The organism is Neobacillus sp. KR4-4, assembly GCF_042136325.1.
Lineage (GTDB): Bacteria > Bacillota > Bacilli > Bacillales > Cytobacillaceae > Neobacillus.
Genome location: NZ_JBHHJU010000017.1, coordinates 65,148 through 82,841 on the forward strand (window position 1 = coordinate 65,148; position 17,694 = coordinate 82,841).

At 36.9% G+C, this 17,694-nt stretch carries 17 protein-coding genes; 5 read left to right on the top strand and 12 right to left on the bottom strand.

From position 1 onward, the window contains the following. Positions 1-14 precede the first annotated feature (14 nt). From ACE198_RS17360 to ACE198_RS17370, 3 genes are all read right to left on the bottom strand, one after another. Positions 15-788 (bottom strand): arylamine N-acetyltransferase family protein, encoded by a 774-nt coding sequence (locus ACE198_RS17360; protein ID WP_251462431.1) that lies wholly within the window; start codon positions 786-788, stop codon positions 15-17. 52 nt (positions 789-840) lie between these two features. Beyond that, positions 841-3,141 (bottom strand): RNA polymerase recycling motor HelD, encoded by a 2,301-nt coding sequence (helD, locus tag ACE198_RS17365; protein ID WP_375376423.1) that lies wholly within the window; start codon positions 3,139-3,141, stop codon positions 841-843. 143 nt (positions 3,142-3,284) lie between these two features. After that, positions 3,285-3,470, bottom strand: a complete 186-nt coding sequence (locus ACE198_RS17370) for a hypothetical protein (RefSeq protein ID WP_098573213.1) — start codon at positions 3,468-3,470, stop codon at positions 3,285-3,287. A gap of 196 nt (positions 3,471-3,666) precedes the next feature. Here ACE198_RS17370 and ACE198_RS17375 point away from each other — a divergent pair, with 196 nt between their 5' ends. Together ACE198_RS17375 and ACE198_RS17380 are read left to right on the top strand one after the other, a co-directional pair. Further along, positions 3,667-4,524, top strand: coding sequence for an SPFH domain-containing protein (locus ACE198_RS17375; protein WP_251462436.1), 858 nt, complete (start codon positions 3,667-3,669; stop codon positions 4,522-4,524). Between the two features lie 13 nt (positions 4,525-4,537). After that, positions 4,538-4,693 (top strand): type II toxin-antitoxin system antitoxin, encoded by a 156-nt coding sequence (locus ACE198_RS17380; RefSeq protein WP_098573206.1) that lies wholly within the window; start codon positions 4,538-4,540, stop codon positions 4,691-4,693. 269 nt (positions 4,694-4,962) lie between these two features. Here ACE198_RS17380 and ACE198_RS17385 read toward each other — a convergent pair whose 3' ends face one another. The 6 genes from ACE198_RS17385 to ACE198_RS17410 form a co-directional block, all read right to left on the bottom strand. Next, complete coding sequence (locus tag ACE198_RS17385; RefSeq protein WP_285851434.1) at positions 4,963-5,094, bottom strand: hypothetical protein; 132 nt, start codon at positions 5,092-5,094, stop codon at positions 4,963-4,965. A 494-nt stretch (positions 5,095-5,588) separates the two neighbouring features. Continuing rightward, positions 5,589-5,672: a putative holin-like toxin gene (locus ACE198_RS17390; protein WP_373561686.1), complete on the bottom strand. Its 84-nt coding sequence runs from the start codon at positions 5,670-5,672 to the stop codon at positions 5,589-5,591. A gap of 264 nt (positions 5,673-5,936) precedes the next feature. After that, the gene (locus tag ACE198_RS17395; RefSeq protein ID WP_375376424.1) at positions 5,937-6,884 is read right to left on the bottom strand and encodes a sugar ABC transporter substrate-binding protein; all 948 of its coding nucleotides are present in this window, start codon (positions 6,882-6,884) and stop codon (positions 5,937-5,939) included. Between the two features lie 39 nt (positions 6,885-6,923). After that, complete coding sequence (locus tag ACE198_RS17400; RefSeq protein WP_375376425.1) at positions 6,924-8,987, bottom strand: PAS domain S-box protein; 2,064 nt, start codon at positions 8,985-8,987, stop codon at positions 6,924-6,926. Further along, the gene (locus ACE198_RS17405; RefSeq protein WP_251462529.1) at positions 8,929-9,753 is read right to left on the bottom strand and encodes a CheR family methyltransferase; all 825 of its coding nucleotides are present in this window, start codon (positions 9,751-9,753) and stop codon (positions 8,929-8,931) included. Before ACE198_RS17405 ends, ACE198_RS17400 begins: the two co-directional genes overlap by 59 nt. A 32-nt stretch (positions 9,754-9,785) precedes the next feature. Next, positions 9,786-12,524 (bottom strand): hybrid sensor histidine kinase/response regulator, encoded by a 2,739-nt coding sequence (locus ACE198_RS17410; RefSeq protein WP_375376426.1) that lies wholly within the window; start codon positions 12,522-12,524, stop codon positions 9,786-9,788. 323 nt (positions 12,525-12,847) lie between these two features. On the opposite strand from ACE198_RS17410, the gene ilvB reads away from it, so the two are divergent. Then, entirely contained in the window at positions 12,848-14,515 is a 1,668-nt protein-coding gene (gene ilvB / locus ACE198_RS17415) for a biosynthetic-type acetolactate synthase large subunit (RefSeq protein WP_375376427.1), read from the top strand. A gap of 82 nt (positions 14,516-14,597) precedes the next feature. Here ilvB and ACE198_RS17420 read toward each other — a convergent pair whose 3' ends face one another. Then, positions 14,598-15,035, bottom strand: coding sequence for an Rrf2 family transcriptional regulator (locus ACE198_RS17420; protein ID WP_375376428.1), 438 nt, complete (start codon positions 15,033-15,035; stop codon positions 14,598-14,600). A 221-nt stretch (positions 15,036-15,256) separates the two neighbouring features. Between ACE198_RS17420 and ACE198_RS17425 the strand changes: the two genes are divergently transcribed. Further along, positions 15,257-16,108 carry an SDR family oxidoreductase gene (locus tag ACE198_RS17425; protein WP_375376429.1) on the top strand — a complete coding sequence of 284 codons (852 nt, stop codon included), beginning with the start codon at positions 15,257-15,259 and terminating at the stop codon, positions 16,106-16,108. Positions 16,109-16,204: 96 nt separating this feature from the next. Here ACE198_RS17425 and ACE198_RS17430 read toward each other — a convergent pair whose 3' ends face one another. Beyond that, complete coding sequence (locus ACE198_RS17430) at positions 16,205-16,753, bottom strand: NADPH-dependent FMN reductase (protein ID WP_375376430.1); 549 nt, start codon at positions 16,751-16,753, stop codon at positions 16,205-16,207. 106 nt (positions 16,754-16,859) lie between these two features. Then, a complete protein-coding gene (locus tag ACE198_RS17435; RefSeq protein ID WP_098573182.1) occupies positions 16,860-17,048 on the bottom strand; it encodes a Fur-regulated basic protein FbpA in 189 nt (62 codons plus the stop codon). Between the two features lie 439 nt (positions 17,049-17,487). Here ACE198_RS17435 and ACE198_RS17440 point away from each other — a divergent pair, with 439 nt between their 5' ends. Continuing rightward, complete coding sequence (locus tag ACE198_RS17440; protein WP_144548516.1) at positions 17,488-17,673, top strand: hypothetical protein; 186 nt, start codon at positions 17,488-17,490, stop codon at positions 17,671-17,673. Positions 17,674-17,694 lie beyond the last annotated feature (21 nt).

Sequence of the window (17,694 nt, forward strand, 5' to 3'; positions counted from 1 at the left end):
CTTCGTATTTTAATTTATAGCCCAAAATGTTGATTTGCCAGCTCTAAAAATTTCTTGTGATCAATGGTCTCTTTAGAAAGAATTCCATCTTCCCATTGGGTAAATGTGGTATCAGTTAGGGTAATATTTCCGTTTTTGGTTAGTCGGGTGATTAATCGATGTTTGTTAAATGAGGATTTCGGGTGTTCGGAAATAATCGTTTGGATTTCATTCAGATTCGCATCTTCAATAGATCTCTGCGAATCAAAAATATAGCCTATTTTCCACTCAGTATCCTTATTGTTTAGTTTCATCTCTAAACAATAATCCCCTAGTTCATGATTTACTTTTCTAACCCTAAACTCTCCATTATCAGAAGTAACAGTCTCACCCGATAAAGGCACAGGTTTTAAAGGTAAATTCCCCCCAAAGCCTGTGTCAATTAAATACGTCTGTCCCTCGTGATTTAAAAGTACCGTTACATGCGTCCTTCCAAGTTGAATATACTCTTCAGCAGCATGATTATAAACAACACCGTCTGTTAGGACTGCGTTAAAGCCATTTTCTATGAGATAAAAATAAAAAAGCGGATTTAATTCGTAACAAAGGCCGCCTTCGTTTCTTGCCACAATTTTATTGATTACGTTTTCCTTTGTAATCTTACCTGTTTTGTTTTCAATAATTGATAAATTTTCAAATGGGATGTTACGTGCTGTTTTTTCAAGAACCTCCGGTAACTTTTCAAAGGTAATTTTTTCGATATTGGGCATACCTATTCTTTTATGAAATAAGGTTGTAAGGTTTTGCATATCCTTCTCCCCCCTGTACTTTTTTTGCACTCCACAGCTTTTTAACTGACCACTAGAAACGTCCCGGTGGTACTCGATCCAATAACAAGTCCGAAGGTGAACTTGCGTATAGATACAATCGATGCATTGGTCTTGTCATGGCTACATACAACAATTTAATATCTAACTCTTCATCACTGTACTTTTCATCTAGAGCAACAATCAGTACCGCATCAAACTCCAATCCTTTTGAAAGGTATGAAGGTAAGATAACCACGCTGCCCTTTTTCATATCTTCTTTTTCTTCTAATAGCTGTATTGGAAGATTGCTATTTTCCAGCATGTTATGTATTCGTAGGCACTCTTTGTCGGTTCTTCCAATAATCGCAATCGAGTTCAACTCTTCCTTTTTGATCATCTGAATATCATCTTCAAGGATTTGTTTTACTTGTTCTAAATTTGCAGGATCGATTTTCGTAAAGCGGGGTTTGTCCCCATGGCGGATAACTGGTTCCACTTTTGGCAAGTCTTGATTCATAATGGATAGTATGTCATTGGCTAACTGCATGATCTCGACCGTGGTTCGATAACTCTTTTGTAATGTTTGATAATTCGCAGTTGGAAATATTTCCTTGACTAACGGTTCCCAGCTTTTTAACCCTCGATATGAGTGAATCCCTTGCGCTAAATCTCCCACAATCGTAAATAATTCTGTTTCAAAACCCGCTCTAAGTGCGGCAAATTGAAAATAACTATAATCTTGGGCTTCATCAATGAAAATACTCTTCATTTTATATGGTTCTTCGATTCCTTCTAATTTTGCCTTCATATAGAATAACGGGGCATAATCCTCTAGTTCTAGTGCTTTTTTATCATAATTTCTTTGACAATATTTACTTAACGCTCTGCATTCTTTCTCTGAAAGTGTACGTGCATACTTTTGTAAAAGTTCAGGCGAAGTCATCAGTTCCTTGTATAAAGTAAAAATATCTTTCTTAACAAAAGGCGCCATATAATTTTTTATCGCGACCTTCGACTCCTTCTCCACAGAACTGATTCTTTTTTCTTTTGAATCCATGAAACTGATTACTTTTTCCTTCCTTTTTTCTGATTCCGGCCGGCCGCTAAAAAGAAGTTTTTCTAAAGCATCGTCATATTTGTTATTAATTTTAGAAAGAATCATCGATTTTTTTAATCTTAGATCATTTGCTAAGATATTTTTAATTTTATCCAGTCTCTTATAGATAGGTAAGTATTGAAATTCTTGGATAAATAGTTTTTTGAGTCTCCCTCCTCTTATCAGGCGAGATTTTTCAATCATAAAATCCTCGGAAGGGGCCAAATTAAACTCAATTTCTTTTAAGTAATTGTCGATGACCTCCTTAAATTCCAGCGATCCTTTATAACTGGAAACCCATTGAATCATGTTTGATTTTTCGTTTCCGTTAATGAGTGCCATTAATTTTGAATTAGGAGAGATTAATTTCATTTTCTTCCCTAAACACTTACTCATAAATTCAATATAAGTCGTTTGTTTAATCTTGTTTACCCCGAGATCAGGAAGGACCGCGGAAATATAATCAATAAATAATTTATTAGGTGCAAGAATCATCAATTTTTCTGGAGGAAATCGATATCCAGAAGAGTATAGAAAGTAGGAAATTCGATGGAGAGCAATGGTTGTTTTTCCACTTCCAGCAGCTCCTTGAACGATAATGGGATGTTTAAGTGAGGCTCTAATGACTTCATTTTGTTCATTTTGGATGGTCGCCACAATCTCGGTTAAGCGATTATCTGCTTTTCCTGATAAGGATTTTTGTAATAATTCATCATGCGTGGTTAAATCGATATCTCTAATATCTTTTAAAAATCCATTCTCAATTTCGTACTGCCTCTTTAGCGATAAATACCCACTTTGCGTTTCTCCGTAAGCATCATACGTTACATTCCCAAGACGGCCATCATAGTAAACATTGGCAATCGGTGACCGCCAATCGACAATAATAGGGATCTGATTGACACGGTCAAACAATGAGGCTTTTCCAATATATAAAATCTCTTCGTTGGTATCACCACTGCTCGTAAAATTGATTCGAGAGAAGTACGGTTTGCCGATGATGCTCTCTAACCTTTCCAATTCACTCTCGGCTAATTCTAAAAATTGAGCATTCGTCAGGAGGGTCATGTAGCTTAAACTACTATCTGACGTATCCAAATCCGCAAAGGCTTCTTTCAAATTCTCCACGAACTGTTCTTTATTCCCCTTTGACATTTCCAACACGCTTTTAATAAATTCCTTCGTAAACTCTAAGCGTTCCACTTCTTCTTGATAATCTTTATGTTCCCGAACTGATTTTTGTTTGTTTGAACTCATTCTCTTAATCCGTCACCTCTCAATAGAGTTTATAGGGATGGAACACGCACAAAAAGAAACATCTACAATTTTTTTTGCAGATGCTTTCTTTCACAATGGAGTTATATTTTACCATTTGGCAAGTGATAATACAATATTCTTGTTTACCCTTTGAAATAAAGTAAAGCAATGAGGAAAAGAATCAATCCTATTAAAAAAATAGGACCAAGACCGGTACTGTATACAAAGTAAATTCTAATATTCAGAAGCGCATGGACAATCAGAATGGCCAATAAGCAAACCAGTATTACAATGGTTAATTGTACATTTTTATTTCGATTTCGATTCAAGGAATTTACTCCCTTCTTAAAGCTCTACAGGGACAGTTAGTTTTTTATATAAATATTTTACAAGAGCTTGAAATATTCCTTTCGATACTCTCCTCCATATTTTCTTAAATTGAAAAGAATTTCCACTTTTGACAACCGAATATGATATAATTGTGATATCACTTTTATATCACTTATTCACAATGGAGGGAACGTAATGAAGGAAAAATCTATTTTTAAAATGAATGGGTTTGCTGCACTGGTCATTGCTCTTTTTTGTATTGGTTTTGGCATCTTTTTAATCGTAACTGGAACGATCACAGAGAAAATTACTGGCGTCATCTTCATAATTTTAGGGTTAATCCTTGCAACAAGTTTGACCATTGTTCAGCCTAACGAAGCAAAAGTATTAACTTTCTTCGGTACCTATCTGGGTGTCATCCGAGACCAAGGATTATGGGCCACCATTCCATTTACATTCAAAAGAAGTGTCTCCTTACGAGTAACAAACTTTAACAGTGAGAGATTAAAAGTAAATGATCTTGAAGGAAATCCCATTGAGATTGCTGCGGTTGTAGTATATAAAGTAAGAGATGCAGCAAAAGCATTGTATGACGTTGAAAATTATAATAAATTCATCCAAATTCAAAGTGAAACTGGTCTGCGTCATATTGCAAGCAGATATGCCTATGATTCGTTCGACCATGCTGAAAATCCATTAACCCTTCGTCAAAATAGCGATGAAGTCGCGGATGTGCTTATGTATGATTTACAAAAAAGATTGGATGTAGCTGGCGTGGATGTCATCGAAGCAAGAATCATGCATCTTGCCTATTCTTCTGAAATTGCTTCAGCCATGCTGCAAAGACAACAAGCTCAAGCTGTATTATCTGCTCGAAAAGTGATTGTCGACGGTGCCGTAGGACTGGTCAAAGCTGCGATCGACCAACTCGCAGAGCAAGAAATAGTTGAACTGGATGAAGAGAAAAAAGCGCAGATGGTCAATAACCTGATGGTCGCCATTGTCTCTGAAAAGGGAACGCAGCCCATTATTAATACAGGAAGCATCTATTAAGGTCGTGTAATAAATGAGCAAACGAAAATCATTTCCACTTCGGATTGATCCGAAGTTATATGAAGTGCTGGAAAAATGGGCCGAAGATGAAATAAGAAGTGTTAATGCACAAATCGAAGTCATCCTAAAAGAAGCCGCTAAAAAGGCTGGAAGATTAAAAAAGGAATAGTTGGCACCGTTTTTTAGAAAATAAACCCCTAATTTTCTTAAACTAAGCAGAAAGAAAATTAGGGGATTGATGTCTTTATATGGGAAATGTAAGCTGGGGAAAATTCCTTCTTACATAAGCGTATGCTATACTCATCCAACCTGAGATTTTTGTACCAAACTGACCGGTTACATCATCCCCGATAACGTCTACCAAATGACTTTGGACATACAGCATCAATACGAGCCAAATCTTCAGAAGTAAGTTCGATATCTACAACCCTTACATTGTTATTGGCTGCCGGTTGGCAGTTTGTCCTTAATCGAGTAACCAGCAAAAGTATAATAAACGGAGATTTTCCGGTTATATGCAGAATGGAGCTCATTTCGGGGTAAATAAGGGAAGGTTTTCCGCTTATGCAAAGCAAAATCCCCTATTTTCGAATTTTTCGAGTTAATAGGCGGAATTTCTCCGTCTATTAAAGCCTTTTTTAATAATATTTCATAATTAAGCGGAATTTTTCCGTCTATTAATCAACCCGGTCGCTTCACTTGATCCCCCAACCAATAAGTGCGAAGCCTCTTGATCCTAGATGCGAGAATCAGCAGCTTTTTGATCGACCAGCTTATAATAAAATTGCTACTTAAAACGGTACTGAATGTACCGACTAGTTGATAATTCCATGGAAAGAATAGAATTGGTTCCTCTGGTCATCAATAAATTCATTAAAAACCTAAAACTCATACTCTATTTTCTTTTACTGGTATTTTAGTTATAATATATCTATATAATCGCATAAATTAAAATGACCGTGGGTGCTGGTAACACCTAACGGTCATGCAATAGCAGGTTCCGATGCAAGGGAATCAGCATTAAGTGTAAGTAATCCACCTTGGGCAGCTAACTTTAGGGTGGATTATTTTTTTTGATTAAATGATAGAACTGCAAGGATAAGGCTACCAAATCCAAACATAATCATAAAAGTTTCAAATACTGTCAATCAGCATCACCCCCTTTCTGATGGGAATGTGCCAATCACCCTTGAGAAATCCTACTCTATTGCTCTTTTATTTTATCATGTAATTTTAAAAATAGGAACATATGTTTTGTTCCAAAGGTGAAATAGGTCCTTACGTCCGAAATCATTCTTTGTCCCAACGTTAAAATGGTAATAAATCCCTAGGTGATAATTGAAAGTTGCTTTCACTTCGTTTGAAAAAATAAGCACCATCCATAAAATGGATGGTGCCTGACACCCATTTACTTATTTTAAAAATTTATAGAAGTCTAATCTCTGTGTTGCATTCTCTTTAATGATGATATCTACACCGGTATCAACGACTTTTTTAACATTTTTACCTTTTGTTACTTTCAATGCTGTTTCAACGGCCAAATATCCCATATCATAAGGGTTTTGGGCCACTGTACTAGATATTGTTCCATCCTTGATTAACTTCAGCATATCAGGTATGCCGTCTGCTCCAATGACTGGAATGGTAACACCTTGTTCCTTCAATTCCTTTATTACAAGCAATGCGGAGAGGTCATGAGTTGCAAAGATCCCCTTAACATCAGGATGTTCACGCAATATCTTTGTCATTTCTTTTTTTATATTCTTGGGATCAGGCGATATCCCTGCTGTTTCAGACGCTACAATGATCCCTGCATCTTTTAAAGCTTTTTTTGCTCCACTTATCCGTTCTTTAAATACGGAGACAGACAAATCTCCACCGATAATGGCCACTTTATTTCCAGGCTGAAGCTGTGAGGCTAAAAGGGCGCCTGCTTTTTTTCCTAATTCTTCGTTATTGGTTCCGATATAGGATGTTTTATTTTCCCATGGAAAATCGTTATCTACTAGTAATACAGGTATTTTTTTGTTTTCAGTAAACTTTTCCAGTATAGGTATAACTGTGGAATCAGTAGGTGAGACAATCAATACATCTGGATTTTCTTGATAGGTCTTTTCTAATAATCTACTTTGTTCTATAGCAGATTCATTAACAGGGGCAATGACTTTCCCATCCATTCCAAAGTCACTGAACGCTTTTTCTGCTCCTGCTTTCATAATTTCCCAATATTGTGAGTTTAAATTTTTAAAAACAACAACAACTCTCGGTCTCTTATCTGCAAATGAATTAGAAATAAACATGAAAATAATGACAGCAATAACTATTCCAACAAGAAATACTAGTCTTCCATTTTTGAACACTATATCCTCCCCTCTCTTTTCATATAAGAAAAGAAACAATCACTGATTAGGACTGGCACTTAGTTGAAAGCGGATTGAGAAAACAGTCCCCTCATCCCCGGTTTTTATATCTATTTCGGCATGATGTCGTTTGGCAACACTGTAGCAGATCGCCAAACCTAATCCAGTTCCTGTCTCCTTTGTTGTAAAGAAAGGTGTTCCTAATTTTTGTAGTACTTCCGGGCTAATGCCATGTCCTTGATCTTTTATTTCTAAAATGACGGCCTGTTTTTCTGTATATGTTTTGATCGTAAGTTTTCCGTTAGACGACATGGCATCCAGCCCATTTAGAGCAATATTTAGAACCAGTTGACGAATTTCTTTCTGATCGATGAATATATCCGGACACTGATTTAACTCCAGCTTAACATGTTTGCTAGCCCGAAAGGCTTCTGCTTGAATTAATGGAGATAATGCTTCAAGGATCGTATTTAAGTTTTGCTTTTTCTTCACACTGACCTTGTTTTTGGCTAGATTAAGAAATTCTGTGATAATGGAGTTCGCCCTTGTTAATTCTTCTAACATCAAATCAATGATTTCTGCTGATAAATTTGCGCTGTCATTCCTTGATAATTGTAAAAACCCTTGAACAGTAGTCATGGGATTTCTAATTTCATGGGCGATTCCTGCTGCCATCTCACCGATTAAATTCAAACGGTCTAAGCGAGACATCTCTTTCTCTAGGTGAACGGTTTCTGTAATATCTGTTAAAACAATGAGTGTACATGGTTCAGGATGGATATCAATCATTTCAGTCGATAATAGTCCGTCGCGAATATCGCCGTTTTTCGTCTTATAGCTAATTTTCTTATTACGAATTTTCAAATCTAGATTGATAGGTTTTCCTGTGGATTCATCGATAAAATTCTTAACATTTATTTTGTGATTTTCCAACTCTTCCATGCTATAACCTGTAAAGTTTAACCAACTAGTATTTACTTCAATAAAGGTTAAATTCTTCTGAGAAAAAATCGCCATTAAACAGGGACTAGATTCAAAGATTTTACGAAATCTTTCTTGGGAACGGTACAGATGGCTGGCAATCCTTTCTCGTTCCTCTATCTCATTTTGCAGCCTCTCATTAGCCCTTAACAGTTCTTCCGTTCGATTTTCTACCATTTGTTCCATATTATTGAATTGAAGTTTCTTAATCTCTTCAATCTGCTTTCTTTCTGTGACATTTCGAATGCTGCAAACAAAGAGGTGTTGCTTTTCAATGGTGGTTTCACCAATTAGAATATCCGCATAAAAGTGGCTTTCATCTTTCCGAGCAGCTACCGATTCTATCACTCTTCCTACAGATTCTTTTATTGAAGTGAAGAATGAAAACGAAGAAGCCTGGACACCCGTTCCCATCCACTCTTTAAAAAGCCCCACTACATGGCTGCCGGTTAATTCCTCAGGACTGTATCCAAACATGCTTTTTACAGCAGGATTTACTGATAATATAAACCCTTGATCGTCAAACGTGAGGATCGTATCAACAATGGTTTCACCAATTGCCTTAGATAATGCCTCTGTCCGACGTAAATTTAAGGTGGTTCTATCTAGCCTTTTATTCATTTCATTCAGTTCAACTATACGTTCTCGATCGGTTTGAACGATATTTTCTTGATGATTTTGATGAATTTTTACAAATTGTTCAATTTTATATTTCAATGTTTTGGGATTAAAGGGTTTCATAATATAATCGATGGCCCCGACTGAATACCCTTCATGCACATGTTCCATATCAAAACTAATGGCTGTTATAAAAATGATGGGAATATGTCTGGTTTTTTCTCTGGCCTTAATAAGCTTCGCTGTTTCAAAACCATTTAGCCCAGGCATTTGTACATCCAGTAAAATAACAGCAAAATCTTGTTTTAGCATACACTTTAACGCTTCTTTACCTGAATTCGCGCTAACCAAGTGATAATTGGGAGATGTAAGTACAGCTTTCAATGCTAATAGATTTTCAGGATGATCATCCACCATTAATATATTTACCTTATTAGAATGGGGACTAGTTAACTTTTCGATAGAGTTTTTCTGATCCGTCAAATTCTCCGTAACAGTGTTCATAACTTGTAAATTTTATCCCCTCTCTTATACCCAACCCAAGAAACCCTGCTGGGCTTAGGCTTTTATATAGTAACGTGTGGACATGATTTTGAAGATCCTTATTAAAATAGATTAAGACATTACGGCATATAATAATATCAAACTCGTTAAATGATTGGTCTGTTACTAAATTATGCTGGGCAAAGACTACATTTTTTTGCAAAAAGGGATGGAAAAATACTTTATCATCTACTGCCTTATAATATTCCGAAAAGGCCCTTTTCCCGTCTGCCTCGATATAATTTTTAGTGTAGAGCTGCATCCTGTCTAATGGAAAGGTCCCTTGCTTCGCCTTTTCTAAAACACATTTGTTAATATCAGTAGCAAATATTCTCGTTTTTTCGTAAATCTCTTCTTCATGCAAAAGAATAGCCATCGAATAGACCTCTTCTCCTGTAGAACAGCCAACATGCCAAATTCGAATTTCAGGATAATCCCTTACTACCGGGATGATCTTTGTTCGGAATGTCTTAAAAAATGAAGGATCCCGAAACATCTCTGTTACATTAATCGAGAAATCCGAAAGCAATTCCCCCATAACAACTGGATCACGAAGTACCTTTTCCTGAAGCGCAGATATACTAGGCAGATTTTCCTTACGAACACGATGGTTAATTCTCCTTTGGATGAAAGGAAAGGCATAGTTTCGAAAATCATAACCATAAAATCGAAATACGGCTTCAAGTAGTAAATCGATTTCTATTCTTTCTATCTCATCTGTATCCATCTGTAGAATATTAGGTTTCTTTATCAAAATCTCTACCCCTCCTTACTATACAACCATACTTGCATTAAGGAAAATAACTGGTCTAAGTTGATCGGCTTACTGATATAATCCGTTGCTCCCGCCTCTAAACATTCTTCTCGGCTGCGTTTCATTGCCTTAGCCGTGAGAGCGATGATTGGTATGGTTTGAAATTCAGTCATTTGACGAATGCGCCGCATTGCTTCAAACCCATCCATCTCAGGCATCATAATGTCCATTAAAACGAGGTCTGTTTCTGGGTTTTCCTTTAATACTTCAATTCCCTCACGGCCATTTTCTGCTACAATGATATCCATTTCAAACTTCTCAAGCGCGATGGTTAAGGCATACACATTTCGTATATCATCATCCACAATGAGAATTTTCTTGTTTTTCAAAGAAGAAATCCCCTCTTGTTTTATTGGGCCTTCTATATCTTTCAGAGAATCATCCTCATAAAGACTTATGGCGGCTTCTTCAAAAGCAGTATTTTCTACTATATGGCTGTTTGTTTGAATGAATGGCAAATATAAAGTGAAGGTGCTTCCATATCCCTTCGTACTACTTACCTCTATATATCCACCTAATAGCTGGGCCATTTCGCGACTAATGGATAGTCCTAATCCAGTCCCGCCATATTGACGACTTGTCGTTCCATCTGCTTGTTTAAAGGCATCAAATATCGTTTTTTGTTTGTCTTTATCAATGCCTATGCCTGTATCAATAACGGAGAAAGCAAGCATCGCTTGCTCTCGGGAACCTCCCTCAATAAGCTCCCCACTGACGTCTTTTCTTTCCCTCCGTATATCTAATGATACACTGCCACGTTCAGTAAACTTAAACGCATTAGAAAGGAGGTTTTTTAAAATTTGCTGTAACCGTTGTTCATCTGTATAGACTGTCCCTGCTAAACTCGGTTGCATCTTAATTGAAAACTGTACATTTTTTTGAATCGCAAGAGGGGCAAATTGTCTTTCGATAAAATCTTGAACATCATTAAGATTTACCTCTTTTGGATTTACATCTAATTTTCCTGACTCCACTTTCGCCAAATCTAATACATCATTGATTAATAGAAGTAAATCATTACCAGATGAGTAGATGGTGCGGATATACTCCACCTGTTCAACGGTAAGATTTCCATCCCCATTTTCAGCAAGTATTTGCGCTAAAATTAGTAAACTATTAAGTGGCGTTCTTAACTCGTGTGACATATTGGCTAGAAACTCGGATTTATATTGTGAGCTGAGCTCTAATTGTTGCGCTTTTTCTTCAAGATCCTCTCTCACCTTTTCAATTTCCCTGTTCTTTTGTTCAGAGGCTATATACTGCTCCTCAAGTTTTTCATTCGTCGTCCTTAATTCCTCTTGTTGTAACTGCAGTTCTTCTGATTGAGCTTGGAGTTCTTCTGTCAATGCTTGTGATTCTTGCAATAATCTTTCTGCTTTCATATGGCTCACAATACTGTTTATTTTGATACCAATATTATGAATAACTGCTTCCAATAACTTTACCTGCAGGGGACTAAAAGACTCAAATGAAGCAATTTCCATGACAGCTTGTACTTCATTTTCAAATTGAATCGGTAAAATCATAATATTTTTGGGTGATCCTGCTCCTGTGCCTGATCCTATTTTTACGTAATGGTCTGGAACATTGGTGAGTAAAATAGAACGTTTTTCAAGGGCGCATTGTCCGATAAGTCCCTCTCCAATACGAAACCGCATATAATCTTTATTATCATCTAGCGAAGCATAGGCCGATATCTTCTTTAAATACTGCTCTCTCTCTTCCACTTCCTTAACATAGAAAACTCCGCAACTTGCTCCCACCATTGGAACAAGCTTAGTAATTAATAATTCCGCTAACATAGAAACAGTTTCTACTTCAGGATAGATGGTGGCTATTTCAGCAATTTTCGCATTGAGCCAACTTTGATCTTCTGCTTCTTCTTTTAATTGTTTCTCTAGTTTACTTTGTTCCTCTAGGGCATGGGCCATTTTATTAAATGAAACAGCAATTTCAGCCAATTCACCTTTAGAGGAAATCTTAATTCGGGGTAATGAACTAAAATCACTTGTGATCGCACTTTTCATCACTTCTGTTATTTTGTTAAGATTATTTGTGATACCTCTAATAATCCAAATCGTGAACACAATCCCAATACATAAGGCAATGGCAAGATAAATGTATATGATGGTGACAGCCCAGTTGTATGTGTCTTTAGATCTTAATAGTTCATCTTTCATCTTTTGTTCTTGCAATCCATAGAGAAGATCGGCAATTTGAATCATTCTTTGACTAATCAGTTCAGAATCCGTCCAAAAATCAGCCGGAATTTCCATTTCCCTATTTAGTTTTTTGGCTGTCAAAGCCTGTTGACCCATATATAAATACTGGTCATGCAAGGTTTTAAATTTTGCAATCAGTTCCTTCGATTTCTCCTGCTTGTCCATTTTTTCTAGTGATTCTATCGCAGATTGCAATTTTGTATGGGAATCTTCCCAAGAATTCGCTGCATCTAATTGGATATCTTTACCTCGAACAGTTAACATCGAGGTTAGTTCTAGACCTATTCTCGAAGTCTCGTATTTAATCTCGGAAGCCATTTCGATTCTTTCATTTAAATCATTTACAACAATGTTCATATTAACTGTCGTTTGTTTGAGCATGTTCATTAAAATAACCGCGATGATAAAAAATAACACTAGTAATGACCCAATGCTTGTATAGAGCTTTGTTTTAAATTTCATAAGACCTCCTTAATTCCTAACGTCTTTTAACTGTTTAATTGTTTATCGAATTATATTTATTGGAAAAAATAGAATATTTCAATCGCTAAATCTTTCTATTAAACTTACATATTTTTTAATTTTACTTTATGTCATTATTATCGTCTAGATAATCTTTTAATTATAGGTTGTGTTATACTTGTCTGTTGATTTCCGAACAAGCGCTGCGCTGTTGAAGAGATTTTTGGGAGTTAATTAAAACATTCGAAAATATGATTTATTTCACATACAAATAAGTCCTGATATTTTAGAATATTCTTTAAAAATAGAAATCAGGTGAAGGAATGACTTGGATAAAAGGAAATTCAAATGTGAAACAGTTGATCGATTCATTAAGTTCGCTGGGTGTGAAATGCCTTTTTGGCTGTACAGGCCAAGAGGCTTTGCTTTCGAAAAACACAAAAATTCGTTATGTTCAGATGCAGCACGAACAAGCGGCGGTTCATGCTGCTGATGGTTTTGCGCGGGCTACAGGCAGACCTGGTGTCGTCCTGCTAACAACTGCTTCAGGAATTACCAATAGCATAACAGGAATTGCAACGGCCTATTGCGACTCGGTTCCGTTGGTCATCATTGCCGGGCAAATAGAGGATCAAACCCTTCATACCAATTGCGAAGCGTTTCAGGAATTAAACATTTCCGGACTTACCATGGCAATATTGAAGCACACGTTAAAAGTAAACTCTACCGAATGTATTCAAAAAGCTTTTAAGCATGCCGTAAATATTGCTGTTGATGGAAGACCTGGGCCTGTTTTACTTGAACTCACTACAGATACCTCGTTGAATGAAACAAAGAATCACCGTTTTGTTCAAACAAAAGCTAGACGGGAATCCTTAGAAAATTCAATCGAAATGGCCAAGCGTTTAATTGAAACGGCTAGAAAGCCAGTGATTTTCGTTGGGGGCGGGGTTATTGCTTCAGGAGGGGCAGATTCCTTAAGAGAGGTTGTAAAACTGACTCGTATCCCAGTCGTCAGCTCGCTTATGGGCATTGGTTCCATCGAAGCAAGTAACCCGTTTTACCTAGGGATGCTCGGAATGCATGGGACATTTGCAGCGAATAAAGCGGTCCATCATTGCGACCTGTTAATTAGTATTGGGGCACGTTTCAGTGACCGGGTAACAGGAAGAATTAGTGGCTTTTCACCCTCGTCGAAAAAGATTCATGTCGATATCGACCCTGCTGAAATCAATAAAATCATCCCTGTTGATTTACCGATTGTCAGCGATGCCAAAGAGTTTCTTAATAAATTGAAGAATCAATTAGATGATCGAAAAATTAATGAAAATGCAGGAAATTGGATCAGTGAAGCGATGGAATGGAAACGGACGGTCCCTCGTTTTGATCGATCCAATAGTGTCCTTAGCCCCCAGTCAGTTATTCGGCTGTTAAGTGACCATTCCACTAAGGATACTGTGGTCGTAACCGATGTGGGCCAGCATCAAATATGGACTGCCCATCATTATGCATTTACCCGGCCGCGGACTCTGATTACATCTGGCGGTTTAGGGACCATGGGCTACGGTCTGCCTGCGGCGATTGGTGCTGCGGCTGCTATACCGGGAAGGTCTGTCATTTGTGTCTCAGGCGATGGCAGCTTTCAGATGAATCTTCAGGAATTGATTACAGCTGTAAAGTATCAGCTGCCGTTAAAAATCGCCATTCTAAATAATGGCTATCTTGGCATGGTGCGTCAATGGCAAGAACTGTTTTATCAGCGCCGCTATTCACAGGTTAAAGTGTGTTCACCGAATTTCGCTCAATTGGCTCAGGCCTATGGTGTAGCAGGGTTTAGCGCCCAGACTGAAGAAGAAGCCAAGCAAGTCATTTCGGAGGCATTTCAGAAGACCGGACCCGTTCTCATCGAATTTAATATTATGGAAGAAGAAAACGTCTATCCAATGGTGCCCCCAAATCATAACAACCATCAAACCATCCTCTCAAGATAGAAAAAACGCCAGCCCATTGAAATAATTCAATGAGCTGGCGTTTTTAAGATTATAAAATGAAGATATGTTCATTTTATATTTATTAGACATTAAATTTTTCTTTTTCAACAATATCCTTAACAATGTCTTCAATAGTTACATTTCCGAGTACCTTTTCCATTGCTAATTGAGCCGTTGTCAATATAGGAGTAATAGAATCTTGAATGTTCCTTCCCACAGGGCAATTAGGGTGTGAGTTTTCATGGACACTAAACAATTCTTTTTCCTGGACTACGTCTACCGCCTTATAAACGTCAAGCAATGTTATATATGATGGTTCCTTTGCTAGTTTTGCTCCTGCAATACCTGGTTGTACGACAATTAACCCAGCTTTTTTTAACATCCCCATAATTTTTCTTATCAAGGTGGGGTTCGTGTTTACGCTGTCTGCTAAAAATTCCGATGAGTTGGTCCCCTCTTTATTTAATTCAATAAGAGCCAATATATGAATACCCACGGAAAATCGGCTGCTGATTGACATTTCATTCACCTTCTTACTATTTGATCACAATTATTGCATAATACATGTATTTAATTTGATTACAGCTTATTATACCTTAAAATTCATAAAAAATAAAAAAGGTAGATAAAATCGTTGACAAAAATCTTGGATGTATCTATTATGAATACAGGTATTCGAATTAGATACAAGAAAACATTGATTTTAGGTAAGCTATTAAAAATAATTGGAGGTAACGATCAATGAAAATATTAGTTACTGGCGCAACAGGGAAATTGGGGACAAAAGTGGTCGAGGCATTATTGAAAAATGTACCAGCAAATCAACTAGCTGTAAGTGTTCGTAACCCAGAGAAAGCAGAAGGATTACGGGCTCGTGGAATAGAGGTTCGTCAGGGAGATTTTGATCGCCCAGATACATTGGATGCCGCTTTTTCAGGAATTGATCGGCTATTAATGATTTCTGCAGACGGGGACAATGAAACCAGAATTAGACAGCATACGAATGCAGTTGCTGCAGCAGAGCGTGCTGGAGTTAAATTTATTGCTTATACTAGCCTAGCCAACGCAGCAGAAAGTAAAAACTTCCTTGCTCCAACGCATAAAGCAACAGAAGAAGCTATATTAAAAACAGGCATACCTTATTCTTTCTTACGGAACAATTGGTACTTAGAGAATGAAAGTTCAAGTATTCAGGGCGTACTTGCAGGAGCCCCTTGGGTTACTTCAGCAGGATCAGGAAAAGTTGGCTGGGCATTGCAACAAGATTATGCAGAAGCAGCAGCAGTGGTCTTATCAGGTACAGGGCACGAAAACACTATTTACGAACTTTCTGGCAAGTTATTGACCCAGGAAGAAATGGCATCAGCAGTTGGAACTGTATTGGGTAAAGAAGTCCCTGTGCACCAAGTCGATGATTCCACTTACGCTGACATTATGAAAGGGGCTGGCGTACCAGAATTCCTGCTTCCTTTTCTTGTTGATATCCAAAAAGGCATTCTAGAAGGTACACTAGCAGTGGAGAGCAACGATTTTGAGAAACTTCTTGGACGTCCTGCTACACCAATTAGTGTGGGCTTAACTCAGATTGTTTAAAGTATCTCTTAAACAGGTTATTTGAACCTAATTAAAAAACCGACCATTCACGATTAAAGAGTGGTCGGTTTTTGCTTTAAGTGATTTCCAGTCATTTCAGATCGATTTTACAAAATCAATAAATGTATCAACTTTACTATCTAAGAAACTAAGTGTCCCTTCATCCACCAACTGACCTGTTTGATCATCAAACTTCTGACTCGCTAGACCAATCAATATTTCATTTCCACCTGGCGGCAGGATTTTAGCCTGAATACCAGGTGCTGCTAGAATCTCACGTAAGTGCATTTGAGCACGAACCGTTCCGAGCTGGCCCATGGTCACTCCTAATGCCATCACAGGTTTACCAATGAAAACCTTGTCTACTCTTGAAGCCCAATCTAACGCGTTCTTTAACACACCAGGAATGGACCAATTGAATTCTGGAGTAATGATAAGAACCCCATCAGCACTTGCGATTGCCTCCTTAAATTCCTTTACAGATTGTGGTGGGTTATTCTCCTCGTCTTGGTCAAAATATGGGAGAGAACGGATATCAGCGATTTCAATCTCCATTTTATTCTCGTAACGGACTTGGATTGTTTTTGCTAGATGCATGTTATACGATTCTTTTCTTAAGCTACCTACAATTGCCACAATTTTCATGATAAACCTCCAAAGTATTATTAATTATCATATTTTTCACTATAGTTAATCGTAAATCTTTCCACAACATTCTTGCTTGCGAAAATTCCAAATAATGTATTTATTATCACTTCAGTTGTAGATTGCTGCTAAGTTCCAGCTCACTTGCATCAATATTTTGATACTCAGTTTCTAATTCACTCAAAGTCCATTCATAGAGATGTTTATTATTTTTTTTGTAAATTCCGAACCTAATGAGTTCATTTATTAAATATTGCCTTTTTTGATGAGCAGAAATTCGTTTGATTTTTTTCATAAAGAAGGCTAACAACTCCTTTCCACAAATGCAATTATAAATGACAATTTTTAATAATTTGTCGATTGAGCGTGTATTTAATGACTTTTAAAGAAATTGTCAGTCACCTTTAATAAAAGACAAAAAGTTGCCTTTTTTGTTACGATTGAAATTAACTTTTAATCAAATGTAATGTGATCGCAATTCTAAAAAGTTTTATGTATAGTACCCAAAATTAACCTTTTAACACAAATATTTTTCTACAAATAGGAATTGTAATATTTGATTTACCGTCTTAATTTGTCCTTTAAAGAAGGAATTTTCCATTTCTTCATGAAATTTGAGGATTAATGTAGATAAGTTTTTTAACGTAATAGCAGGAAAAATACCTCTCGTTACAAAAATAGTAAAGAAGACGAAACGGATGTCTAACGAATAAGTTGAAAGGTGGTCATTTTGCTTGAATATGGAATTAACCCTACAACAGATCGTCGAAGGTCTACCAAAGTCTTTATTAAATGCAACGGATCGGGATTTGGAAGGCTTCCAAAAAATTATCGAAGAAACAATAAAATTAAGAGAAGGACATCGAAACTTACAAAAGATGGTTAAAAGCTTCTCAACCTCTACGATTCAGCGAAGCTAAAATTAAATATACTAATCAATG